We start from the raw sequence: 25755 nt of genomic DNA, 5'->3' as shown, positions 1-25755 counted from the left end.
GTCCAACGGGACCGTCGTTTGCATACGGACGGCACCCCGATGCGCACGGCGTATTCGGGGCGGGATAAGGAAAGGCCACATGACTCGTACCAGCGATGACCATGATTTCGCCACAAGCACAACACAACACGACACGACCGGCATGACGGGTAGTGACGCGGACACCACCGCCGCGACGTCGGACGCTTCGCCAATCGAAGAACTCAAAATCGCGACCACCAGCCATGACGACCTGCTTAATGGCGGCCCGCGGGACAAGAACGGCAAGCCGCGCAAGCCCTTCGCCAACTGGCTGTACGCCGTAGTGTTCATCGTGGTCGATATGGCCGCGGTGCTCATTATGCAGACGGGCGTTACGGAAAGTAGCACGCGCGTGCAATTGTCGAGCCCGCTGCTGGGCGCATGGAGCATTATCGGCAAGATGTTCACCCAGCTGAATTTCGTGTTCGTGCTCAATCTCATATTGGTCGGCCTGTTCTATCTGGTGTTGCTCATGCTCACCAACCGGCTGTGGGTGGCGTCGCCGATTGTGCTCGCACTCGCCTCGGTGATCGCCGTGGCAGACCATTTCAAGGTCGAATCACGCTATGAGGCGATTCTGCCGTCCGATCTGAACTTCCTGCAATCCAACACCGGCGATATTGTCAGCTTCATTCCAACCGGATCGACCGGCCTGATTGTCGGTGTCATCATCGGCATCGTCGCGTTCATCGCGCTGTTCGTGTTCCTGAATCATATTGACGGGCGTCACGGCAGCATGATTCGGTCGGGCGACTCGGCGCGAAAAGCCTCTCTCGGGGCGGTCACGCGCATCCTGCTGATTGTGCTTCCGATGATGTTCCTGGGGATGTATACCGCTCAGGCCGGTACCGTGGGCTCGTGGGCGCGCAACTTCTCCTCGTGGCTCGGTGACATCCCCTCCATGTGGGATTCGGTCTATGATGCTCAGCGCAACGGCGTCGTGACCTCCTTCCTGCGGCAAATGAACCCCGATGTCATGGAGGAACCGAAGAACTACAACGAAGCGACCATGAAGAAGGTCGCGGCACGGTACGCGGCGGAGGCGAAAACCATCAACGCGAGCCGCTCGAACAATCTCACCGACAGCACCGTCGTGTACATTCTGTCGGAATCCTTCTCCGACCCCTCACGCGTCCCCGGCATCAAACTCAACGAGGACACCATGCCGAACATCCGCTCGATCAAGAAAGACACGACCAGCGGCCTCATGCTGTCCAGCGGCTACGGCGGCGGCACGGCGAATCTTGAATACATGGGACTCACCGGCTTGAGCATGGCGAACTTCAGTTCCTCGCTGACCAGCCCCTACCAGCAGCTCGTGCCGAGTGAAACGTGGACGCCAACCATCAACCAGCTGTGGGGGTCGGCAGCGAATTCCATCGCCTTCCATCCGTACGAGCCGTCCATGTATTCGCGCGCAACGAACTACAAAAAGTTCGGATTCTCGCATTTCTACGCGCTCCAAGGCTCCGACATCATCAAATACAAGAGCAAGCTCGGCAAGTCGCCGTATGTGAGCGACGAATCGACCTACAAGAGCGCGCTCGAGGAGATTTCCGGCACCGATGACAACCAGTTCGTGCAGATCATCACCATGCAGAACCATATGCCGTATAAAAACTGGTATGCCAACAACCAGTACAAGGTGACTTCCACGGATTCCGATACCGAACTCGGCAAGACGGAAACCGAATCCATCGAAACCTACGCCAAGGGCGTGAGCCTGACTGACAAGGCGACCAAGGAGTTCTTGGACAAGCTGAACAAGCTGGACAAGCCGGTCACCGTGGTCTTCTACGGCGATCACCTGCCCGGTATCTACAAGACCGCCAGCAAGGATACCGACAATTCGGTCGTCCTGCACGAGACCGACTATTTTATCTGGTCGAACAAGGCCTCGGGCACGCAAGGAACCAAGGTGAGCAACAGCGAGTATTCCTCGCCGAACTTCTTCGTCGCGCAGACCGCGGAACACATGGATGCGAAGGTGTCGCCGTATATCGCGTTCCTGACGCTCATGCATGAGAAGATCGCGGCCATGGAACCGCCGGTGGCCAACAAGATCCAAGGCTGGGACCGCATCCCCGAAGGCCAGGATATCTACTTGGATTCGAAGGGTAACCCGATGGCCGAATCCGATTTCGACAGCGAGACCAAGCAGCTGTTGGAGGACTACAAGCTGATCCAGTACGATATCACCGCCGGCAAGGGATATCTCAAGTCTCTCGGTTTCATGACCCTCGGATGATCAGCAGGTAATCCGTAGACTACGATGAAGGCCCTCGCACCGGAACATTCCGGTGCGAGGGCCTTCGCCATGGTCCGCTTGACAGATTGCGCGTTCAGCTGTTCACGCGTTCAGGGCCTTGGCGCCGATATCGTGGCGGTAGAACATGCCGGTCGTGTCGAGCTTGTCGAGCACGCTGTAGATCTTGTCCTGCGCGGAGCGGATATCGTCTGCGGTGGTCTCCAGCAGCAGCACGCGCCCGGAATTGGCGACTAGCTTGCCGTCGGCGTCCGTGGTGACGCCCGCGTAATACACGTGGCTGGATTCGTCGACCGGAATCTCCGGAATTGCGGCGCCCTTGACCACGTTGGTCGGGTAGCCGTTCGAGGCGAGCACCACGCCGAGCGTCGTCTTGTTATCATCCTCCCACGTGAAGGTCGGGGTCTCGTTGTTGAGGATCGCATTGATGCCTTCGCCGAAGTCGGAGGTCAGGCGGGGAAGCACGACTTCCGTCTCCGGGTCGCCGAAGCGGGCGTTGAACTCGATGACTTTCGGGCCATCCGCGGTGGCGATCAGGCCGGCGTACAGAATACCGGTGAACGGCGTACCCTCATCGGCCATCGCCTGCACGGTTGGGCGCACAATCGTCTCGATCGCCGTGTCAACCACGTCCTGGCTGATTTGCGGCACCGGGCTGTACGCGCCCATGCCGCCCGTGTTCGGCCCTTTGTCGCCGTCGAAGGCGCGCTTGTGGTCCTGTGAAATCGGCATCGGCCAGAACTCGGTTCCGTTCACGAAGCTCATCAGCGAGAACTCTTGGCCTTCGAGGTAATCCTCGATAACGACCTTTGCGCCGGCGGCACCGAAGCGGTGGTCCACGAAAATATCCTCGAGCGCTTTGAGAGCGGTGTCCAGATCCATAGCGACCGTCACGCCCTTGCCTGCGGCGAGCCCGTCGGCCTTGACCACGATCGGGGCGCCGTGGTCGCGCACATATGCCTCGGCTGTGGTGAGCTCGTCAAAGGTGCGGTATTTCGCGGTCGGGATGCCGTGACGCTCCATGAGCTGCTTGGCGAAATCCTTGGATCCTTCGATTTGGGCGGCCGCCTTGTTTGGACCGAACGCCTTGATACCGTTCGCTTCGAAATCGTCGACAATGCCTTGGATCAGCGGCACTTCAGGGCCGACGAACACCCAATCGACCTGATTGTCCTTGACGAAGTCGATGAGGGCGGCGTGATTGGACGGGTCAAGCTGCGTGGTGTTGATGCCGTCGAGCCGCATGCCCGGATTTCCCGGGGCGACGGTCACTTCGCTCACGCTGTTCCCGCTCAGCAGCGCGTGCGCGATTGCATGTTCGCGTGCGCCTGAACCGATGACCAGAACCTTCATTCCCATCTTGCGCGTTCCTTTCGTTCTGACGCTGGTTTTCAGTGAAGTTCGACGTCGTTGCCGGTCTTGGCGACGATGGAGCCGATCTCATACGCCGTCTCGCCGTTGGCCTTGAGCAGGTCGAGCGTGGCCTGCGCCTTGGAGGAGTCCACGGCGAGCACCATGCCGATGCCCATGTTGAAGATGTTGAACATCTCCATATGATCCACGTCGCCCGCACGTTCGATGACGCCGAAGATCGGCGGGACCGGGAAGGAATCCAGATTGATGCTCGCCGCGAGGCCGTCGGGGATCATGCGCGGGATGTTCTCGATGAACCCGCCGCCGGTGATGTGGGCGACGCCCTTGATGAGATGCTCGGCGAACAGCGGCTTGAGCGCCTTGACGTAGATCTTGGTCGGGGTGAGCAGCACTTCGCCCACGGTCTTGCCGCCCAGCTCGTCAAGCTTGGTGTCCACCGTGTAGCCGGCCTGCTCGAACAGTGCCTTGCGCACGAGCGAGAACCCGTTCGAGTGCACGCCGGTGGACGGCAAACCAATCAGCGTGTCGCCTTCGGTGATGGTCGATCCGTCGACGATATCGGACTTTTCTGCGACACCGACGGCGAAACCGGCAAGATCATACTCGTCCGGGTCATACATGCCGGGCATTTCGGCGGTTTCGCCGCCGATGAGGGCGCATTCGGACTGCACGCAGCCGTCGGCCACGCCGGAGACGACCTGTTCGAGCAGCGCCGGATTGTTCTTGCCACACGCGATGTAGTCGAGGAAGAACAGCGGTTCAGCGCCTTGGGCTGCAATGTCGTTGACACACATGGCCACGCAGTCGATGCCGATCTTATCGTGCTTGTTCGCCATCTTGGCGACCATGAGCTTGGTGCCCACGCCGTCGGTGCCGGAAATCAGCACCGGTTCGCGGTAGCCGAGGGAGGCGAGATCAAACAGGCCGCCGAAGCCGCCGATGCCGCCGACCACGCCGGGACGGTTCGTGCGGGCCACGTGCGATTTGATGCGCTTGACTACCTCGTAGCCGGCTTCGACACTGACTCCTGCCTTCTCATACGCTTCTGGCATGACTTACCTTTCTTAGATTTGCTTGTATTCGTATCGATTGTTTTGTGAGGTATTGGCTTTATTGACTTTATAGGTTTTATAAGCTTTATTGGGTTGGGACTGCACGCCGCGTGTGGGCGGGTGGTGCATTCGGCGCGGGCATGAGTATGCCGCTGCATCTGCGAAAGATTGCAGCGGCATCATGTCAGGCTTTCGCTACTTGCGCTTGGAGCGTGTCGATATCCGCGCTGAACTCGTTGCCCTGATAGTGGCTCTTGTCGTGCGCGAACTTGGCGATTCTCACACGGTCCTCTGGGGTCAGCGACTTGAGGAACGACTCCTCGTAATCGTCGAGTGCGGTCGGATAGTCGCCGTTGAAGTAGGCGACACACAACCCGCCATACGGGGCGTCCGCATGCAGGCCGATGGCCTCAACCAGACCATCCAACGACAGGAATGCCAACGAATCGGCGCCGATATACTCTCGGATTTCCTCGACGGATTTCTTCGCGGCAATCAGCTCCTTGGTCGTCTGGATGTCGATGCCGTAGAAGCACGGGTATTTCAGCGGTGGTGAGGAGATGCGCATATGCACTTCGCGGGCGCCGGCTTCGCGCAGCAGCTGCACGATGCGACGTGACGTGGTGCCACGGACGATGGAATCGTCGATTACTGCGACGCTCTTGCCCTTGACGACGCCGCGTACAGCGGACAGCTTCATGCGAACGCCTTGTTCGCGCAGTTCCTGCGTAGGCTGGATGAAGGTTCGCGCTACGTACTGGTTCTTGATCAGGCCCATCTCGTTGGGCAGGCCGCTGGTTTCGGAGAAGCCAGATGCCGCGGACAGCGAGGAGTTCGGCACGGCGATGACCATGTCGGCGGGGGCGGGGGATTCCTTGGCGAGGATCGCGCCCATACGCTTGCGGGCAGAATGTACATTGACTCCGTAAATGTTGGAATCCGGGCGCGCGAAGTAGATGTACTCCATGGAGCAGATGGCCAGCTGCGTGTTGGTCGTGTAGCGGTCCATGTGATAGCCATCATCGTCCACAACGATGATTTCACCCGGACCGATGTCGCGCACGAACTCCGCACCGACAATATCCAGCGCGCAGGTTTCGGACGCCAACACATACGCGCCGTTCTTCATGCGTCCCAGTGACAGCGGACGGAAGCCGTTCGGGTCGAGCGCGCCGATCATCGCGTGCTCGGTCATGAGCAGGTAGGCGAAACCACCGTGCACCTTGTTGAGCGCTTCCTTGAGCTTGTCCATGAACGTGGGGGCGTTCGAACGGCGGATGAGGTGCATCAGCACCTCAGTGTCGGAATTGGAGTGGAAGATTGCGCCTTCGTCCTCCAGTTTGCGGCGCAGGCTCACGCAATTGGTGAGGTTGCCGTTGTGGCCGAGTGCGACGTCGCCATCATGGAAGCGGAACAGGAACGGCTGGATGTTGTCCACCGATCCGGAGCCGGATGTCGCGTAACGCACGTGGCCGATGGCCTTGTCTCCTTTGAGCCGTTCGATTTCGTGCTCGTCGGAGAACACCTGGGTGAGCAGGCCGAGCCCGCGATGCCCGATGAGATGGCCGTTATCGTTCGAGACGATGCCGGCGCCTTCCTGGCCGCGGTGCTGCAACGCGTGCAGACCAAAATAGGTGAGACGGGCGGCATCCGGGTGGCCCCAGACACCGAAAATACCGCACTCTTCGTGGATGTCTTCGAGTTCAGCTGACAAGCCAAAGCTCCTTCCAAAACCGTGGAAACGGGGGATTCGCTAGTAACCAACATATCAACCGCCGGCTACATCGCGGCGTCAGGTTCGTCGCGTATTCAGCGGCGGGGTTGAGGCGGCTCGCTGCGGGAGATGGCTGGTATCTGCCTGCCATGCGACGGAACAGTCGCACGGTGGCGGGGATGTGCCCATGACACCGCCGTCGCCGCTACCTATCGGCCCGCTGTGCGACTCGCGTGTCGCACAGCGCCGGGATGTTGACATCGCCCGTGTGCGATACCGCCCGGATTGCAACATCGGCCGTGTGCGCCGCCCCGGAGTAGGGCTTACGGCGTACACTGGTGGTTGGTTTCCCGCATACGCGGGTTGCGAAAATGATGTACAAGGAGCAACTATGGCAGTATTGGTCCTCGGCGGAGCCGGCTATATCGGCTCTCATATGGTCGATCGTCTGGTCAACACCACGGATGAGAAGGTTGTGGTCGTTGACAGCCTGGTCACTGGCCATCGTGCAGCCGTCAATCCGGCGGCGAAGTTCTATCAGGGCGACATCGCCGATCAGGATTTCATGCGTACCGTGTTCAAGGAAAATCCGGATGTCGACGCGGTCATCCATTTTGCCGCGTACTCTCTGGTGGCGGAGTCGATGAAGAAGCCACTCAAGTATTTCGACAACAACACCGCAGGCATGGTCAAGCTGCTTGAGGTGATGAACGAAGTGGGTGTGAAGAACATCGTCTTCTCCTCGACCGCAGCCACCTATGGCATTCCTGAGAAGATGCCGATCCGCGAGACCGACCCGCAGAAGCCGATCAACCCGTATGGCGAGAGCAAGCTCATGATGGAGAAGATCATGCACTGGTCCGACCTCGCATACGGTATCAAGTTCGTCGCGCTGCGTTACTTCAACGTCGCCGGCGCCAAGCCGGACGGCTCGATCGGCGAGGACCACAACCCGGAGACGCATCTGCTGCCAATCGTGCTGCAGGTGGCTCAGGGCAAGCGTGACGTGCTCAAGATCTTCGGCAATGATTACAACACGCCTGACGGTACCAACGTGCGTGATTACGTGCATCCGTACGATCTTGCGGACGCGCACATCCTCGCGGTCAAGTACCTGCGGGAAGGCAACGAATCCACGGCGTTCAACCTCGGTTCGTCCACCGGCTTCTCGAACCTGCAGATCCTCGAGGCCGCCCGCCGGGTGACCGGCAAGGAGATCCCCGCTGAGATGGCCCCGCGTCGCCCCGGCGACCCGGATACGCTGATCGCTGCCTCCGACAAGGCCCGCAACGTGCTCGGCTGGAAGCCGCAGTTCGATAACATCGACAAGATCATCGCCTCCGCATGGGCTTGGCATTCGAGCCATCCGGAAGGCTATGGCGACCGTAAGTAATGCGGAGGCCGGCATGCAACCGGCAAACGCTTAGGCCGGTCTTGACATGCCGCGCGTCTTAAACGCAAGCCGCCCGGCCATCTGATTGATACGCATGAGGGGCGCCACACGATTCAGTGTGGCGCCCCTCATGCGTTGGTGTCCGTGATTCGCGAGCTTCCTCAATCAGGTTGACTTGGCCGGATCAGTATTGAGACTGATCAAACATTTCCATCAACGAGAAGCCCGACGCCGCGGAGATGATGATGACGAGGACAATCGCCACGACCTGGACGATGATTTGTGCGAGCGCCCAGTTGCGACGGTCCTGATGCTCTGCGCCGCCCATGCCGGCCGCCCAGCAAATCAGCAGAATGAAACCGACCAAGGGGATCGCGGACAGGATAACCGTGCCGATCCATCCGCCGAGGCTGGTCACGCCGTACGGCTGGCCGGCGGCGGGCATCGGAGCCTGGGCTTGCGTGGGGTATTGCGGTGCCGGCGGGTACGGCGTGCCGTTGGGGTACTGTGGCGCGTTGTACTGTTGGTCGTATTGCGGGGCGTTGTACTGTGGGGCGTCAGCCTGCGCAGTGTACTGCGGTGCATACTGCTGGGTGTACTGCAGGGCGTCCGACTGCTGCTGGGCATTGGGGTATTGCGGTGCTTGAGGTTGCGCCGGTTGCGTCGGCTGTGGCTGGTAATCGGTCATGAGTGCTCCTTGACTTGTCTGTTGTGGCCGCGGTCGGGGCACGAATGTGATCTGCACCCTTGCACCTCGTCCTTGCGCTGAGCCACGACCCATTCGGTGGATTCGATTTCCACGAATGTCGTTTCCATACTATTGCGAGGTGCCGTCGAGCGGATGTGCGTATTGAAGATTGCTCAGTCGGAATCCAAGGACATCGCGGAAAGCCGCAGATGAGTCATCTCCTTGTGGCAGCCTCGCCGATGGATGCACCGTATTCCCGTACCCGTCCCAGCACCGCTGCAGTGCAGCGGCCCGATGGCCGTCACTGCACGCTGAGATGCTGCGGTTGCGAGGCTTGCCCGGTGCTGGAGGCGTTGAACCCGATTTCCGCACTGGCACCCGCTTCGATCGCCGTATTCCAATCCGTGGGCGCGACCACATAGTGTGCGCCTTCATGACTGACGATGGTGCCGCCCCAGATGTCGGCGATTTCGGCGTCGAGGTCGAAGGTGACTTGCCAAGCGCCCTCATGCTTGCTGCCGGACGCATTGCTCACGGTGATGGCGTACGTCGCCCCGGAATTCCATTGGTTGCGTATCGCAGCTGTGGCTTTGAGACCCCCTGACGCCACGGACGGGGATGATGAAGCGGAAGCGGATGACTTCTTCCCGTTGCCAGCTCCGGCACCCGAGGAGGCTTTCGACGAGCCGGAAGATGTTCCCGATGCCGCATGGTCGACAAAATCGGTGAGTTTGCGGCTGGTGTTGACCAGCCAGATTGCGCTCGGCGTCAGGTCGTCACCTGTCCACCCGGAAGTCGCGGTGACGGACGGCTTGAAGAATGCGGCGGTCTCCGCCTTGTTTGACAGCGCCCATGCCGCATAGCTGATGTTGTTGTGGGCGAGCAGGGTCATCCATGCGTTGGCGCTGTCCTGGTCGATTCCGCCGTTGCCTGAAGCGTCGCAGAGCCCGAATTCGCTGACGAACACCGGCGTGCCCGCATTGAGCGCGATCTGAAGCTTCGCCCGCAGATCGTCTTTGTGCGTGGCGGCATAGAAATGCAGCACATACATGATGTTGTCGAACCCGTCCGCGGAGAGCGGCTTGCCTGCGACTGCGTCGATATCCTGCGACCACGTATTGGTCCCGCACAGGATGATCGCATCGCTGCCGGCGTCCCGGATGGCTTTGGCCATGCGCGTGCAGTAGCTGTAGATGTCATTGCCTGAGCCGTCGTACCACGGCGTGCCGGTGGGCTCGTTGCATACTTCGAAGATTACGTTGCCGTAAGACTTGTATTTCGCCGCGTAGCTCTTGAAGAACGATTCGGCTTGGGCCACGTCGCCGTTGGGGTTGTAGTTCAGTACATGCCAGTCGATGATAACGTACATGCCCAGATCGGTCGCTGCCTGGACGCCCTGCTCGATTGTCTTGTCCATCTGGGCCTGCAAGCCTTGCAGATACCCGCCTTCCCGCGGATACACGGCCAGACGGACCATATTCAGACCCCATTCGTCGCGCAACGACTGGAACGCTGCCTTGTTCACGTACTGTCCGAACCATTGCAGGCCGTGGGTGCTTGCGCCCCGCAGTTGGAAGGGCATGCCGTGCTCATCGAGGATTGTGGGCGCGCTCAACCCGTCTGTTGTGCCTACCGATAGCTTGCCATGTTTGCCATATGGGGTGTCGCTTGCTGCCAGATTGGTGGTTTTCCCGGTGACTTGATAGGCAAGTTTGTCCGCGCCGGCATCTGCTGTGAAGGATTGCATCGCCTTGATATAGTCTGCTGCGCTTGCCGTTCTGGAGGATTTCGCCGGTGCCCCCGCGGTTGTGCCGTTCGAGGCGTGGGCTGTTTGCCGAGCGGTATCTTGCCGTTGCCGGTAGGTGGTGATGGCGATTGCCGTTCCCGCTCCGGCGAGGAAGATGACGATGGCCGCCACGACTGCAATCAGTCGTCGTGCGAGCTTGCTGTTGCTGGGTTTGCCAGGCGTCCCGCGGTGTTTGGAACCGCGTGCCCTATGCGACGTGTCCTGCGTGGTTGTGTCGTCTGTCGTGGCTGTGTCTGTCGTGTGTTCCGGACGCCCGACATCTTGGCTTGCCGCCGATGGGTCACGGGCCGCGTCGGAACGATCAAGCTGGTTGCCGGTTGACGTGCTGCTGCCTAGCGAAATGCTATCTGACTGTCCACTGACCGATTGCCCGCCGACCTGCGCCACAGACCCGTCGGCTGGCGGAAGTTGCCGCGTCTGGCTTACCGTGAAGTCGACGGTCGGCGCATCATCGTGGATGTCAGCGGTCCGCGGGGCGGGCGCGATGTCGCAGGCGTCACTTGCCGAATCCCCAGAAGCACCCTGATGCGTTGTCTGTTGTTCGGTATCGTCTGCGTCCATGGTGGCTCCTTCGTCGGTGAGGGGATGCTCGCTGCTGCTGCCCCGTCGGCGGTGGTGGGATGCGTGACGATAACAGCCGCCGGGCAGCCAGGCAGTCAAGTAGGCAAGTAGGCAAGTAGGCAAGTAGTCAAGCGGCCAAGTGACTAGCCGTTCAGGCGCCCAATCGGCTGGGCAGCCAGACCGATTGGGCGCAATGTTGGCCAAACGGCCAGGCAACCTGCCGATCAGGAGGTGGCGTTGTAGACACGCTCGCCGTAAGGTGTTGGAGGCTGCTCGCCGCGTTTGTACATGTTGTTCACCCAGCGTTCGGAGGCGTCGATGATGCCTTGCAGGGCTTGCAGGGGAGTTGAAGCGACCCAGCTTAGCCCCGGCAATTCCAGTACGGTGCCCACGTAGGTGTGGTGTTCCGAAGACCATTGGATGCTGTAGATGTACCTGTCCACAATGCCGTGGCTGACCGGCTCGGCATTGAGTTCAGCCTTGGGGAAGGACCCGGTGAGCTGCCCCGGAGCGTCCACGGGTGTTGTCACCGGTGCGCTATGGGCAGCAGGGGTAGAGGTGCCGCTGTGCGCGACGCGTGGGGATGATGCAGGCGTGGATGAGGTTGCCCGGTGCCGTGCCCGGCTTGGTTGCAGTGATGTCATTTCTGGTGTGCTCTCATGTGTGGTGGGGAATGTCGGGGATGGGGATTGCGTGTGTTCGGGCGCGTGATCCATGGCGGGAGCGTCTTGCGTGGCTGACGGTTGTTGCGAATCGGACGGTTGTGCGTGCACAGGCACGTCTTTCAATGTATTCACCGACGCATCCGCCGAGGCCTGCGGCGCCTCGTCCTCATCATCGTCATGGATGACCGGGTGGGCGTATTGCCGCAAAATGCCTACGAATTCATCGTCCTTCATCTCTCCAAAGCTGCGATAATGCCTGTCGAGTGCAAGGTTGACCATTGCTCGCGAGGCGCTGTTGATATTGCTTTGCAGCGACTCTTCGTCATCCCCGTTGAACTGCCAGTCATTGGCTGCGATGTAGTCTCTGATGCAATTGCGGGCGGCCATGCCGTTGATCTGGGCTATGTCGAAGTCGATGACGATATCGTCGGCCATGCCGCGTCCTTCTTCCTATGGTGTTGCCTCTATGCCATCGGTGGCATATGAAGCGTCTCTTTTCGTATCATACCGCACCGAAATGCTTGACATGCACGCGATGATAACGTTACCAATTTTGTTCAACCGGTGACGCGAATTTCCTCGTGGGTCGCGTTAGCATAGGGGGAGACGGACAAAGATATGTACGCCGGGTTTCGTGAGTTCACATGCACGACGGACGACTCAGCGGTCGTTGTGATTGCGTGGATGCGCGAAAATTCGACGATATGACGATGATGGTGTTCAGCCTGATTAGGACGGAGGCGGCAGATGGACCAGTGGAGACGAGGAGCATCTCCGTATGCCGGCGATGACGGCGGGGTGCAGACGGCCGGCAGCATGCTCGCGGTTCAGACATCTCCGGGTGGTCCGTATCCGCCGAGAGGCACCACGGTCGCAGCGGGGACGCCTGATGACCCGGACCATAATCCCGGGTTGCGTAATAAGCTGCGGCGGGATCGTCGCGCCGCAAATCACATGAAAATCCAGCGGGTGTGTCTGGCGATTCTCTATTCGTTGGATATCGTGATGGTGGTTGTGTACACAATCGCGTATATCAACGGTCAATGTTCACAGGACGAATTGCTCAGAGCCATCCGCGGCGCCATCGGCTTCGCGATTTTCGTGGATTGGGCGGCGATGCATGATGAAAAGCGCGCTCAGAAGGGGCGTAACGCTTTGCGGTATCCGGTCGCCGCGCCGCGCGAGCATTATGTGACCGGCGCTGTGGAGTGGCAGTGCCCGTTGTGTCAGACCTTCAATGATGTTCCGCCCTTGGCGCGGGATGTGAACTGGCCGTTGATGCAGCAGTGTGTCGCGTGCCATGAGACAGTTGTCGTCCCGGATGTGCGGCGCCATGAACGCACCGCATGACGGTTGCGGGTTATGCGGTCGTGTCGTCGACGGGTACGGAGCTACTACAACACCGCACATGGCGACGCAGGATCGTGCAGAGTCGCGAAGCGTTGCGATCGCGTGATTTGCTCCGCGCTACTGCCGCAAGGAGCAGCTGGTCTCGCCGGTCTGTGAGGAGTAGATGCAGGAACCGCGGAAATGGATGCTTTCGCCGATAACGACGTAGCCGTCCGTCGGCTGCCCGGTGCTCGTAAGATGCCTGATGGTGATGATATCGCCCGAATGCAGCGGGATTTTCTGGCCGAAATTCAGCGGATCGGTGGTCACGATGCCGGCGTCCGCGTTCAGGAAGCAGGCTCGGGTATCGGTGCAGGAGATATCGCTGTCCTTGAAGCCGATATTGCCGTGGTTCTGCAAGTCAAGCGTGTCGATTGCCGCGACGGTGGATGCCATGTCGGTGGTGATATTCGCTTTCCACCGGCGGCGTTGCATGAACCCGTCGATGCCGGTGGCGGCAAAGCAGCCTACGGCGATGACCGTGATGGCAGCGAGGGTGCTCAAGGCGATGCGGCGAGCGGTTTGCACAGCTGTCGGACGTGTCTTTTCCGAGTCGGATGGATTGCTTCCGTGGTCGACGATGGTGTACCCGATGGACGGGATTTCGAAAGTGACCGGTTGATGCATGATGTTCTCTCCTGTGTTGTGATGTTCTCGTGATTGCGGTTCGCGGCTTTCGTTTTCGCACGAACCGATATCTGGGAATGATGATGAAATGAATCCAACCGCGCCGTTCCTGGTTCCCGACCAGGCCCGGTGCCGGAGCGGCCTACCCTCTTCAACCAGGCAGGCCGCCCATAACCTTCTGCAATTTCTAAGGTAGATGGTATGGGCAACGAGGAGTGGGACGCCGGGTAGCAAAGAGTCAAACGTTTGACGTTGCACGGCGTGTCGGGCGTGTCGAACCGGTTCGATTGGAGCGGTCGGATTCACGAACGGGCATTCCTCGTCCCGCCGGATTATCGCGCTCGTGTCTTGATGGTCTTCGCCTGTTCGCGCCGCAGAATATTTGAGACGTCGAGCGCTGCGCACTTGCGCGGTAGCGTCGTCACTCATCGCTGATATGGTGATTTCTGCGCAACCGATGTCGGTTGTACAGAAGAGAGAAGCAGCTGCCACGTGCAAGAGCATGCATGTGGGCGGGAGGGTCAGCAATGCAAGAGGAAACGTCGGAATACTTGATGTCTCATGGTCGCGGCGATAGTCGGGGAAGTGCTGCTCCCGCGAATGGGATGGAAGATACTGGGGTTTTGTTCGATGCCGCGCTGCAAACGGCGGTGCCGGGGACGGTATTCTCGCCGCAACCGGTATCTCAGCCGGTTCGCCCCGTACAGCCCGCTGCGTTGGAGTCGCAGTTCGACCAGCGGTTCATGAAATCACCGGCGCCGGGGGTTGCAGTCCCGCATCAGACAGAATCGCCGGCGCAGTTGTCGGCGACGATTCCTGAAACGAACACCGCTTACACCGCGCTGGATTCGGTGATGGGCGACAATCTTGATTCCTCTCCTGTCGGCTCTCGGCGGCAAACCAAGCCGCAGGCGGGTCACGATTCCCGGCTGATGCTGAATTCCCTTGGCGGAGTCGATGAACATGGAGATATATCGGTGTTCGCCTTCGGCGCTCCGGTGATGACGCCTGACGGGCCTGCGTTTACCGTGGGCGTAGGGCCGGGTCGATCCGATGCCATGCAGGAGGATTCGGATCAATATATCACGGTGAGAGCAAAACTCCGCCGCCTGAGTATGCGATTGAGAAGATATCGTTGGTTTGCGGTGCTGACCTGCATCTGGGTTGCCTTAGGGCTGTTTGCTCTTATCGCGCCGCTGTTTGACAAGATGCTGGTGCATTATTATGCGCAATGTGCGCTGTGCTTGTTCGTATCCCTCGCATTGATAGTATGCATCGTTGATTGTGTGTTCGATAGGCTTCATGGAATTTGCGGTTTGTGGCAGGAATTCTTGGGAATAATGTCAGTCATGCTGATGGCAATCTGTACATGCGTGGCGCAGGATCTCATCAACGATATTCCGCAATTGTCAAATCCCACGACGGTAACCATCGTCCCTTCCGAGTCCGTCACGTATTCCCACCCTCTTCCATATCCTGACCACAGACTCATAGGAACGAATACCGCGACCGGCAAGACGGTCGTATTGAAGGTGACGGGCAAACAGCTGCAGGAATGCGATACCCTCTTGTCTGCTGCTCATCGTGGTGACGGGAATCGACACGCTACAGCGCATTACCTGCCGTCTACCGGATACGCATTCGATGTGGTATGCACCGTGGATGCGAAATCCTCGCAACAGGACTCTTCGGCGAGCGGGACGAATGACGCTGGGGCTTGGAATGACGCGATTGTCGTGGGGCAAAGCGAGAAATAAGGTACATCAGACAACGCCCATCGCCATGTCTGTCTGCCAGACCCGGCTGGGTTCCTTCGGCTCACCGCCAGTCGCACACCATCTTGCCCGATGAGGAGTGGTAGATGCACGAGCCGGGCAGATGGACGTTTTCGCCAATCACGATGTATTCATATGCCGGTGCGCCGTCGCGGCTGTTGTGCCTGATGGTGATGGAATCGCCGGCATGCATAGGGATGCGCGTCACCGCGTTGAGCGAGTCTTTGGTGATGACACCGCTATCGGCGGTCAGAAAACAGGTATTCGGATCGGGGCAGGAGATGTCTCCGTTGACGAAACCGGTGTTGCCGTGGTTCTGCAGCAGCATGTCGTCAACAATCTCCATGGTGGATACGACATCATCGGCTACGGCGTTCTGCCAACGGTTGCGTTGCACTGCGCGGTATATGGGGATGCCAATGGCTATGGATAGGATGATTGTCATCAGCGCGGCAAGAGTGCGGATACTCACGCGGTATCGCGCCTGCGTGTGTTCGTCTGGCTCCTGCTCGATGCGTTCGACGACACGGGCGCCCACCGGACCTATCGGACGCAGCGGGGTGGTCTGTTCCATCGGATCATATGTCGAAATCATGGAGACGTAGTCAATGGTGGAGCCGTCGATGTCGGTGGAACCGCCAGGTAAGTCGTCTGTGCCGTTCATCTCCGCTCCTTTCACAGGGCTCGCTTCTTCGCGTTGTCCCAGCGTTCTCGCCGATAGTGTGATGCACCATATGCGTCGGTGGGGAATGCTCTGTCTGCTTGCGTCGATGCGCTTCCCTGACGTCATCGGAGGGGTGCGGCCGTCGCCTGACGAACCGCCGTTGGTTGAACGGCTTCCATTATAGTCGCCCTGTTCTGTTGCCGCCGTCCCACTCCACAGATGTTTCTACCGCCGCTGAGTGGCCTGTCAGCATCGGTGGAGGGTTGTCGTTCTGCTTCTGCCGACGCTGGGGAGGATGTGAGTGTCGGTAGAAGGTGTTGCCGACGGTGAGAGTCCTCTGAGCGTCGGTAAGGTTGTGTGTAGTTTCTTGCCGGATGGCGGATGAGGCGCGGCAACTAGGGCGGGCGGTGAGTATCTATCGCACACCGGAAACCATAAGGCCGGTCGCCTCCCGCAATGGGGGAAACGACCGGCCTTTCTGATGATTCATTCGCTGCGGCGGATTGCCTGACGGGTCGCCCGGGGCAAATCCGCCCAAGGCAATCCGTCGTAGCGAGTCCGGATTACCGGACCACTCAGGCGGTGAAATACTTCACACCGCTGGTGAACAGCGGCTGGAGCTTGTCGCCGGGCACATTGACGAAGGTGCCGTCCGTGTACCGTTCGGAATGACCCATCTTGCCGAACACGCGGCCGTCCGGGCTGGTGATGCCTTCGATGGCGAGCATCGAGCCGTTCGGGTTGACGTCCAGATCCATGCCGGGCACGCCGTCGGCGTCCACATACTGCGTGGCGATTTGGCCGTTGGCCTTGAGCTTGGCGAGCACGTCGTCGGAAGCCACGAACCGGCCCTCGCCGTGCGAAATCGCGATGGTGTGCACATCGCCGACCGCGCTTTCCGCCAGCCACGGGGACAGGTCGGAAGCCACACGCGTACGCACCAGACGGCTCTGATGGCGGCCGATTGTGTTGAAGGTCAGCGTCGGGCAGGCGTCGGTCATCGGCACGATGTCGCCGTACGGCACGAGGCCCAGCTTGATGAGCGCTTGGAATCCATTGCAGATGCCAAGCATCAACCCGTCGCGGTTCTTCAGCAGGTCACGCACAGCGTCGCTGACAGCTGGGGCGCGGAAGAACGCGGTGATGAACTTCGCCGACCCGTCAGGTTCGTCGCCGCCAGAGAAACCGCCAGGGATCATGACGATCTGGCTGCGGCGGATCTCGTCGACCAGCGCCTGCGTGGATTCGGCGACGGCCTGCGGAGTGAGGTTGTTCACGATGAGCGTGCTCACATCGGCGCCTGCGCGCTCGAATGCCGCCGCGGAATCGTACTCGCAGTTGTTGCCCGGGAACACCGGAATCACCACATGCGGCTTGGCGACGGGAGAGCCCGTGTATACGGTCTTCTTCGGGGCGTGGAATTCCTCGGTTTCGGTGACGCTGCCGCGTTCCTCGCCTTTGGAGCGGTACGGGAAGACGCTTTCCATTGCGGATTCCCAGTCTTCCTGCACCTGGTCGAGATTGAGGCGCTCGCCGCCGGCGACGAATTCGTACGCGTCGGTCGTCTCGCCGATTACGCCGATTTCGACGCGGTTGGACACCGCTGGCAGCTTCGCATTGTCATCAAGCTCAACGAGGAACGAGCCATAGGCCGGGGTGAACAGGTCGTCCACGGCGATGGTGTCGGCGAGCTTGACGCCGATGCGATTGCCGAGCGTCATCTTGAATAGCGCTTCGGCGCTGGCGCCATAGCCCGGGGTGGACACGGCGAGCGCATCATGGAATTCGGTGAGCGATTCGACCACGTCCATTGCCTCAAGCAGGCCGTCTTTGTCGGGGGTGAGTCCGTCGGCCGCATAGCGCGGAGCGATGCGCGCAATGCGGTGACCGGCCTTCTTGAACTCGGGGGAGGTCGCGCGATGCATGTTGCCGACGGCCACAGCGAAGGAGATAAGCGTCGGTGGCACGTCGAGATCCTCGAAGCTGCCGCTCATCGAATCCTTGCCGCCGATAGCGCCGACACCGAGGTCGACCTGCGCCATCAGGGCGCCCAGCACCGCCGCGGCGGGCTTGCCCCAGCGTTCCGGCACGTCACGCAGCTTGCCGAAATACTCTTGGAAGCTCAAGTAGGCGTCTTCGCGGCGGAAGCCGGCGGACACGAGCTTGGCAAGGGACTCGACTACCGACAGGTAGGCGCCGGTGAACTGGTTCTTCTCCATGATGTACGGGTTGAAACCCCATGCCATCGCGGACGCGGTGGTGGTTTCGCCGAACACCGGAAGCTTGGCAACCATGGCCATGCTCGGGGTCAGCTGGCGCTTGCCTCCGAACGGCATGAGCACGGTGGCGGCGCCGATGGTGGAGTCAAAGCGTTCGGACAGGCCCTTGTTGGAGGCCACGTTGATATCGGTGACCAACGCGTGCATCCGGTCCTTGAGCGAGCCTTCGCGCCATGGGGTGGTGTAGGAGCCGCCCTGCTCGACGTGCACGGTCTGATGCTTCGGCGCGCCGTTGGAGGCGAGGAAGGCGCGGCTCAGGTTCACGATGGTGTCACCCTGCCAGGTCATGCGCATGACCTTCTCTTCGGTGACAGTGGCGATAACGGTGGCTTCGAGGTTTTCCTCGCGCGCATAGCCGAGGAACTCGTCCACGTCATCGGCGGCCACGTCAACAGCCATGCGTTCCTGGGATTCGGAAATCGCCAGTTCGGTGCCGTCCAGGCCTTCGTACTTCTTGGGCACCAGATCAAGGTTGATGGTCAGGCCGTCGGCGATCTCGCCGGTTGCCACGGACACGCCGCCCGCGCCGAAATCGTTGCAGCGCTTGATCAGACGGCAGGCGTCCTTGCGGCGGAACAGACGCTGGAGCTTGCGTTCGACGGGGGCGTTGCCCTTCTGCACTTCTGCGCCGTCTTTTTCAAGGCTTTCCTCATCGTGCGCCTTCGAGGCGCCGGTTGCGCCGCCGATGCCGTCACGGCCGGTACGCCCGCCCAGCAGGATGATCTTGTCGCCGGGGGTCGGGGTTTCACGGCGGACATGGTCAGCCGGGGTTGCACCCACGACTGCGCCGACTTCCATGCGCTTGGCCACATAGCCCGGATGGTAGATCTCGTCGACCTGACCGGTCGCCAGACCGATCTGATTGCCGTACGAGGAGTATCCGGCGGCCGCGGTGGTGACGATCTTGCGCTGGGGGAGCTTGCCCTTGAGTGTTTCGGAAACCGGGACACGCGGGTCGCCGGCGCCGGTCACGCGCATCGCCTGATACACGTAGGAACGGCCCGACAGCGGGTCGCGGATGCACCCGCCGATGCAGGTGGCCGCGCCGCCGAACGGCTCGATTTCGGTCGGGTGGTTGTGGGTTTCGTTCTTGAACAGGAACAGCCAGTCCTGGTCCTCGCCGTTCACATCGACCTTCACCTTGACGGTGCAGGCGTTGATTTCCTCGGATTCGTCGAGGTTCTTCAGGATGCCGTTCTTCTTGAGCCACTTGGCGCCGATTGTGCCCATATCCATGAGGCATACCGGCTTGCCGTCGCGCCCGAGCTCATGGCGCATGGCCATGTACTTGTCGAATGCGGCCTTGACCACGTTGTCGTCGATATCCACCTCGTCAAGCTGGGTGCCGAAAGTGGTGTGGCGGCAGTGGTCGGACCAGTAGGTGTCGATTACCTTGATCTCGGTGATGGTCGGTTCGCGGTGTTCGCCGTGGAAATACTCCTGGCACACCTTCGCATCCGCCAGATCCATCGCGAGACCGCGCTCGTCGATGAACCGCTGGAGGCCTTCGTCATCCAGCTCGTCGAATCCGGCGACCACCTCGACCTTCGCCGGTTTGGCGACCTGCACCTTGAGAGTGCTCTTCGGCGCGAGGGAGGCTTCGCGAGCTTCGACCGGGTTGATTACGTACTGTTTGATCTGCTCGACGGCCTGCTCGTCCAGACTGCCCTCCAACGCGTAGACCTTGGCGCTGCGCACGGTCGGACGCTCGCCTTGGCTGATCAGCTGGATGCATTCGCTGGCCGAATCGGCACGCTGATCGAACTGCCCGGGCAGGAACTCGACGGCGAACACCGCGCTGTCGCCGAAATCGGGCATCTCCTCGCTGGCGTTATCCACCTGCGGTTCGCTGAACACGGTTGTGGTGGCCTGATCGAACAGCTCACGGCTGATGCCTTCGACGTCGTACCGGTTGACGATACGCAGACCGGTAAGCCCCTTAATCCCGAGAATCGTCTTCAGCTCGTTTTCCAGTTGCCTGGCCTCGACGTCAAAGCCCGGCTTCTTCTCGACATAAACGCGAAAAACCACGGTATTCCTTCTGTTGTTGGTATGGCGGTTGTCTGGGTGATGCAGGTGGTCGCGTGGGTGTGTTCGCCTTGCGCGGCGCATCCGAAAAATGTGGCCCGCATCGGAAAACCGGTGCGGGCCCGGGCTCACTCGGCGTCCTTGACGCCTTCGGAATCGGCGAGCTGCTTGAGGCGGCTGTAAATCTCCTCGTATGCGGGGATGATGTTGCCCAAATCGCGGCGGAACAGATCCTTGTCAAGATGCTCGATCTTGCCGCTATGATCCTTCAAATCCCACAGACGGCAGGTGTCGGGCGTGATCTCGTCGGCCAGCAGAATCGTGCCGTCGGAGGTCTTGCCTTCCTCGATTTTGAAATCGACGAGCTGCACGTCGATCTTGGAGAAGATGTCCTTGAGCGCTTCGTTGACGGCGCGCGCCTGACGGGAGATCTCGGCGAGCTCCTCCTCGGAAGCCAAGCCGAGGGCGACGATGCCGTCATCGTTGATGAACGGGTCGCCCAGTTCATCGGACTTCAGGCAGAATTCGAGGATCGGCTTCTTCAGCGGCGTGCCTTCCTTGACGCCATACCGCTTGGCGAAGGAGCCGGCGGCGGTGTTGCGCATGATGATTTCCAGCGGGTACATGGTCATCTTGCGCACCAGCTGTTCGGTGTCGGACAGGCGCTTGATGAAGTGGCTGTCGATGCCGCGAGCCTTGAGCAGTTCGAAAATCACGGAGGTGATGTGGTTGTTCAGGTTGCCCTTACCGGCGATCTGCGCCTTCTTCGCGCCGTTGCCGGCCGTTGCCTGGTTCATGTATTCGACCCACAGAACGTCGGGATCGTCGGTCGCATACATTTTTTTGGCCTTGCCCTCATAGAGCTTTTCCAGTTTCTGCATGACTCGCCTTCCTCGTAAGCACGAGATGGATTGGGGGTATATACGGTGGACAGGATACCAAGCGCCGGCTACATCGGGCGGCACGGCGTGGGGGCGGTATCGCCCGAGAATCGTCCGCGTATCGCCCGGCTGCCTATCCGGTATCGGCGCGGCGGCAAACGGGTTCGATTCGGGGCCGGGCAACACCGTCGGCAACGGTTCTGACAACCCCCGATGGCAAGATGACGGGTATGAGTGATTACGCCGAAGCTACAGTCAACGCAAGCCAGTCCAGTGCATCACAATCAGCCTCCGTCGCGACACCAGCTGATCCGCGGCTCGGCACCCCGCTCGACCGATCCGACGACGCCACGCGCACCAAGGTTCTGCTGCTCGGCTCCGGTGAGCTTGGCCGCGAAATCGCCATCGAACTCATGCGCTTGGGCGCGTGGGTGTGCGCCGCCGACAGCTACGAAGGCGCCCCGGCACAGCAGGTTGCCCACGAATACCGCGTCCTCGATATGGCCAATCCTGAGCAGCTGGACGCCCTGTTCGCCGAAACCAAGCCGGATATCGTCATCCCTGAAGTCGAAGCGATCGCCACGTCCGAACTGGATGCCGTCGTCGCGAAAGGCGTGCAAGTCGTGCCGAGCGCCGGCATCGCCGCCATCTGCATGGACCGCGAGCGCCTGCGCGTGCTCGCCCACGAGAAACTTGGGCTGCCGACCACACCCTACCGTTTCGCCGGGTCGCTCGAGGAACTGCGTGCCGGCGCGCAAACCGTAGGTTACCCGTGCGTCGTCAAGCCGATTATGAGCTCTTCCGGTCACGGCCAGTCTGTTGTACGCACCCCGGATGCCATCGACGCCGCCTGGCATGAGGCGCAGGTCGGTCGTCGTGCAGCTGGTGAAGGCGGTATTTCTCGCGTTATCGTCGAAGCGCTCGCACCGCTTGATTATGAGTTGACTGTGTTGACCGTCAGCTCGTCTGCCGGTGTGGTCACATGCACGCCGATCGGACAGCGTCAGGAAAGCGGTGATTATCGTGAGTCCTGGCAGCCTGCGGCGGTTGGCCCGGACACGTTGCGCACCGCGAAGGATCTCGCTCGTCGTTGCGTCGAAGGACTGGTCGCCGACGCGCACGAGCACGGCGAGCGCGGCTGGGGCGTGTTCGGTGTCGAACTGTTCGTCCTCACGGACGGTTCGGTGCTGTTCAACGAGGTCTCGCCGCGTCCGCACGACACCGGTATGGTGACCATGATTTCCCAACGGCTGAGCGAATTCGCGCTCCACGCGCGGGCGGTTCTCGGTATTCCGGTCAGCCAGGAACATGTCGATTTGGCGCTCGGCGACGGGCAGGTTGGCGCGAGCCATGCCATCGTCGTCGAAGGCGACGGCCGAGCGATTTTCTCGAATGTGCCACAGGCGCTCGCCGAGCCGGACACCAACCTGCGGATTTTCAACAAGCCGGAAGTCCACGGGCATCGTCGCATGGCCGTGGCACTCGCCATCGGGGACAGCGCCGATGACGCCCGCGCCAAGGCCGGACGCGTCGCCGATGCGCTGACTGTCACGGTACGGTAATCGGCGTGGCATTCCGGCTTCGTGGGGCTTGAGGCTTACGATACCGGTATGAGCATGAAGAATCAGGAGTTTTCTGTGGCGGCTGGCAGCACCGAGGATGCCGGCCGCCCGCTGGTCATCGCGCTGGTCGTCGACACCGCGGGCAATGAGGGCAACGGCACGTCGAATTCGGCGTTGCAGTATGCCAAGGAGCTTCGCCGGCAAGGCCATACGGTCCGTCTGGTCGGTATTGGTTCGCCTGAGTATCCGATTCGCGTGCGTCACATCCCGTTGGTCTCTTGGATCGCGGCGAAACAGCAGATGCAATTCGCACAGCCTGACCGGGCGATGTTCCGCAAGGCGTTTGAGGGCGCGGATGTGGTCCACGTGTACCTGCCGTTCAAATACGGCCGCATGGCGGTGCGGACCGCACATGAGATGGGCATCCCCGCAACTGCCGGATTCCACTTGCAGCCGGAGAACGTCCTGTATTCGGCGGGGCCGCTGCGGTATATCCCCGGCGCTTCGGCGTTCATCTACTGGCTGTTCAACCGCATGCTGTACCGGCATATCTGGCATATCCACACGCCCTCGCATATGATCGCCGCGCAGTTGCGGGCGCATGGCTACCGGCAGCGACTGCATGTGATCTCCAACGGCTATTCGCCCAGATTCACCGCCAAACAGCAGCGTGAACCCGGTTCGCCGTCGCCAAGACCGTTCAGAATCGTCGCTTCGGGGCGTCTGGCCAGCGAGAAGGACCATGTGACGCTGATTCGGGCGGTCGCGTTGAGCCGGCATGCCGAGGATATCGAATTGACGATCTGCGGCACCGGGCCGTTGCAGCACGAGCTGCGGCGGATGGCAGGGAAGTTGTTGCCGGGCCGTTGGTCAATCGGATTCCATGACAACGCGCAGATGCCGGAACTGCTGCGTTCATGCGATCTGCTGGTCCACCCCTCTATCGTGGATATTGAATCGTTGAGCGTGCTTGAAGGGATGGCCTCCGGCTTGGTTCCGGTGATTGCGCGGTCCACGCAGAGCGCCGCCGGACAGTTCGCGCTCAATGACCATTCGCTGTTCGAAGCCCAAGACCCGGCCATGCTCGCCCAGCGCATCGACTGGTGGATTGACCACCCCGATGAATTAAGCCGTTGGGGCGCCATCTATGCCGAGCACACGCGTGAGGAGTATTCGATTGCATCATGCGTGCGTAAGTTCGTCGCGATGGAACGCGAAGCGATCGCCGACTTCGATGGCAGGTTGTGAACGATGAATCCGCCGTAATCGGCGCATTGCCGGTTCGAGCGGTTTCATGCGGTCGGGCGTGGGAGCGTTGTGCCCGCCACACCTTGACCGCTTCTGCCAGACGCGCTTCGGGAGCGCGGGTATGACATCATGCTCGGAATCGTGTCATGCAGTCCGCTGATCGCATTTCGCAATGTTGCGGTAACGCCGATGATACGAAAATCGCATACCATGCCGCCAAACGCGAAGAAAAAACGCATTCCAAAGGCGCTCGCGCAACGAAAAACGCACGGGATTGCCTTTCGGGGTGCGTATGGCGTGAAGTATGACAACGAAAGGCGACACGATGAGCAGATATGCAGTGACCAATCCGGCGACCGGACAGGTCGAGGAAAGCTTTGAAACCTTCACCGACGAGCAGGTCGCCGCGGCGGTGGATGCCGCCGACGAAGCATACCGCACGTGGGGGAGGACCACGACCATCGAGCAGCGTGCCGCGTTGATGCGCAAGGCGGTGGCGGCGTATCGCGACCAGCAGCAGGAGCTCGCCACCATCATCAACCACGAGATGGGCAAATTGATGGACGAGGCGCTGGTCGAGGTCGAATTCTCGGCGGAGATCCTCGAATACTATGCCGATCATGCCGCCGAGTTCCTTGCCGACGAGTCGATTGACCGTGCTGCGGCGGGCACGGCGTTCATCCGGCACCTGCCGATCGGCCCTCTGGTCGGCGTGATGCCGTGGAATTACCCGTACTATCAGGTGGCGCGGTTCGCTGGTCCGAACCTCATGCTTGGCAACACCATCATTCTCAAGCACGCCTCCCTGTGCCCCAAGTCGTCGGCCGCGATGGAGCGGATCTTCCTGGAGGCGGGCTTCCCGAAGGGGGCGTTCGTCAACGTGTACGCCACCAACGAGCAGATCGCCAAGGTCATCGCCGACCCGCGCGTCCGTGGCGTATCTCTGACCGGTTCCGAGCGTGCTGGCAAGGCGATCGCCCAGGAGGCCGGCGCCGCCCTGAAGAAGGTCGTGTGCGAACTGGGAGGCAATGACGCGTTCATCGTCATGAGCGCCGACGATCTGGATGCCGCAGTCGAGGCCGGCGCGAACGCTCGGTACGAGAACAGCGGCCAGATCTGCAACGGCGCCAAGCGGTTCATCATCATCGACTCGCTGTATGACGAATTCTTGAAGCGGTTTATCAAGGTGTCCAAGGAACGCAAGCTTGCGCCCCTGTGCTCCGCGTCCGCCGCCGACGGTCTCGCCGCCCAGGTGCAAGCCGCGATTGATGACGGGGCGAAGGTGGTGTTGGGCGGCACCGAACATGACGGGGCCTTCTACCCGGCGACCATCCTGACTGACATTCCCGAAGGCTCGGCCGCGCGTCATACGGAATTCTTTGGCCCGGTCGCCCAGTTCTACCGGGTGTCCAGCGAGGATGAGGCCATTGCGGTCGCCAACGACTCGCCGTATGGTCTCGGCTCCTACGTGTTCACCACCGATAGTGAGCAGGGGCTGCGCTTCGCGGACCGTCTGGAATCCGGCATGACCTATATCAACGAATCCGGCGCAGATTCGGCGGAACTGCCGTTCGGCGGCGTGAAGAACTCCGGGTTCGGCCGCGAAATGGGCCCGCTCGGCATCCGCGAGTTCGCGAACTACAAGCTCGTCACCGAAGCCGCGCACTGAATCCAGGGCGGTTAGCCCGGTATCAGCCTGGTATCGGCATGATGGCCGGTCGCCACATTCTTGGCGGCCGGCCATCAGTTTGCTTGGTATGC

The 25755-nt window shown here is 60.7% G+C and carries 17 protein-coding genes; 7 read left to right on the top strand and 10 right to left on the bottom strand.

From position 1 onward, the window contains the following. Window positions 1–142: 142 nt before the first annotated feature. Window positions 143–2269, top strand: a complete 2127-nt coding sequence (locus tag CQR48_RS05995) for an LTA synthase family protein (protein ID WP_425513414.1) — start codon at window positions 143–145, stop codon at window positions 2267–2269. 102 nt (window positions 2270–2371) lie between these two features. Here the strand turns inward: CQR48_RS05995 and purD are convergent, their stop codons facing one another. From purD to purF, 3 genes are all read right to left on the bottom strand, one after another. Next, the gene (gene purD, locus CQR48_RS05990; protein ID WP_101452333.1) at window positions 2372–3646 is read right to left on the bottom strand and encodes a phosphoribosylamine--glycine ligase; all 1275 of its coding nucleotides are present in this window, start codon (window positions 3644–3646) and stop codon (window positions 2372–2374) included. Window positions 3647–3678: 32 nt separating this feature from the next. Beyond that, on the bottom strand, window positions 3679–4713 hold the full coding sequence (purM, locus tag CQR48_RS05985; protein ID WP_015450727.1) for a phosphoribosylformylglycinamidine cyclo-ligase: 1035 nt from the start codon (window positions 4711–4713) through the stop codon (window positions 3679–3681). Window positions 4714–4897: 184 nt separating this feature from the next. After that, on the bottom strand, window positions 4898–6427 hold the full coding sequence (gene purF / locus CQR48_RS05980) for an amidophosphoribosyltransferase (protein ID WP_015450726.1): 1530 nt from the start codon (window positions 6425–6427) through the stop codon (window positions 4898–4900). A gap of 391 nt (window positions 6428–6818) precedes the next feature. On the opposite strand from purF, the gene galE reads away from it, so the two are divergent. Continuing rightward, window positions 6819–7820: a UDP-glucose 4-epimerase GalE gene (galE, locus tag CQR48_RS05975; RefSeq protein WP_015450724.1), complete on the top strand. Its 1002-nt coding sequence runs from the start codon at window positions 6819–6821 to the stop codon at window positions 7818–7820. Between the two features lie 184 nt (window positions 7821–8004). Here the strand turns inward: galE and CQR48_RS05970 are convergent, their stop codons facing one another. The 3 genes from CQR48_RS05970 to CQR48_RS05960 form a co-directional block, all read right to left on the bottom strand. Beyond that, window positions 8005–8508, bottom strand: coding sequence for a hypothetical protein (locus tag CQR48_RS05970; RefSeq protein ID WP_101452332.1), 504 nt, complete (start codon window positions 8506–8508; stop codon window positions 8005–8007). A gap of 301 nt (window positions 8509–8809) precedes the next feature. Continuing rightward, entirely contained in the window at window positions 8810–10876 is a 2067-nt protein-coding gene (locus CQR48_RS05965) for a cellulase family glycosylhydrolase (protein ID WP_101452331.1), read from the bottom strand. 224 nt (window positions 10877–11100) lie between these two features. Then, a complete protein-coding gene (locus tag CQR48_RS05960) occupies window positions 11101–11976 on the bottom strand; it encodes a RodZ family helix-turn-helix domain-containing protein (protein ID WP_101452330.1) in 876 nt (291 codons plus the stop codon). A gap of 312 nt (window positions 11977–12288) precedes the next feature. Between CQR48_RS05960 and CQR48_RS05955 the strand changes: the two genes are divergently transcribed. Next, window positions 12289–12891, top strand: a complete 603-nt coding sequence (locus CQR48_RS05955) for a hypothetical protein (protein WP_101452329.1) — start codon at window positions 12289–12291, stop codon at window positions 12889–12891. 117 nt (window positions 12892–13008) lie between these two features. Here the strand turns inward: CQR48_RS05955 and CQR48_RS05950 are convergent, their stop codons facing one another. After that, a complete protein-coding gene (locus CQR48_RS05950) occupies window positions 13009–13557 on the bottom strand; it encodes a hypothetical protein (RefSeq protein WP_101452328.1) in 549 nt (182 codons plus the stop codon). A 527-nt stretch (window positions 13558–14084) separates the two neighbouring features. On the opposite strand from CQR48_RS05950, the gene CQR48_RS05945 reads away from it, so the two are divergent. After that, window positions 14085–15314, top strand: a complete 1230-nt coding sequence (locus CQR48_RS05945; protein ID WP_143252503.1) for a hypothetical protein — start codon at window positions 14085–14087, stop codon at window positions 15312–15314. 61 nt (window positions 15315–15375) lie between these two features. Here CQR48_RS05945 and CQR48_RS05940 read toward each other — a convergent pair whose 3' ends face one another. The 3 genes from CQR48_RS05940 to purC all read right to left on the bottom strand — a co-directional run bounded on the left by CQR48_RS05940 (window position 15376) and on the right by purC (window position 21184). Then, window positions 15376–15996, bottom strand: a complete 621-nt coding sequence (locus tag CQR48_RS05940) for a hypothetical protein (protein WP_101452326.1) — start codon at window positions 15994–15996, stop codon at window positions 15376–15378. A gap of 575 nt (window positions 15997–16571) precedes the next feature. Further along, on the bottom strand, window positions 16572–20306 hold the full coding sequence (locus CQR48_RS05935) for a phosphoribosylformylglycinamidine synthase (protein WP_101452325.1): 3735 nt from the start codon (window positions 20304–20306) through the stop codon (window positions 16572–16574). A gap of 125 nt (window positions 20307–20431) precedes the next feature. Then, window positions 20432–21184, bottom strand: a complete 753-nt coding sequence (purC, locus tag CQR48_RS05930) for a phosphoribosylaminoimidazolesuccinocarboxamide synthase (RefSeq protein ID WP_015450712.1) — start codon at window positions 21182–21184, stop codon at window positions 20432–20434. 230 nt (window positions 21185–21414) lie between these two features. Between purC and purT the strand changes: the two genes are divergently transcribed. From purT to CQR48_RS05915, 3 genes are all read left to right on the top strand, one after another. Further along, window positions 21415–22746: a formate-dependent phosphoribosylglycinamide formyltransferase gene (gene purT, locus CQR48_RS05925; RefSeq protein ID WP_101452324.1), complete on the top strand. Its 1332-nt coding sequence runs from the start codon at window positions 21415–21417 to the stop codon at window positions 22744–22746. Window positions 22747–22794: 48 nt separating this feature from the next. Continuing rightward, window positions 22795–23994, top strand: coding sequence for a glycosyltransferase (locus tag CQR48_RS05920; protein ID WP_425513412.1), 1200 nt, complete (start codon window positions 22795–22797; stop codon window positions 23992–23994). A 325-nt stretch (window positions 23995–24319) separates the two neighbouring features. Further along, window positions 24320–25663, top strand: a complete 1344-nt coding sequence (locus tag CQR48_RS05915) for an NAD-dependent succinate-semialdehyde dehydrogenase (RefSeq protein WP_101452534.1) — start codon at window positions 24320–24322, stop codon at window positions 25661–25663. The last annotated feature ends 92 nt before the right edge of the window (window positions 25664–25755 follow it).

The sequence above is a fragment of the Bifidobacterium thermophilum genome (assembly GCF_002846655.1).
Taxonomy (GTDB): domain Bacteria; phylum Actinomycetota; class Actinomycetes; order Actinomycetales; family Bifidobacteriaceae; genus Bifidobacterium; species Bifidobacterium thermophilum.
This window is presented reverse-complemented; position numbering and strand designations above follow the sequence as displayed.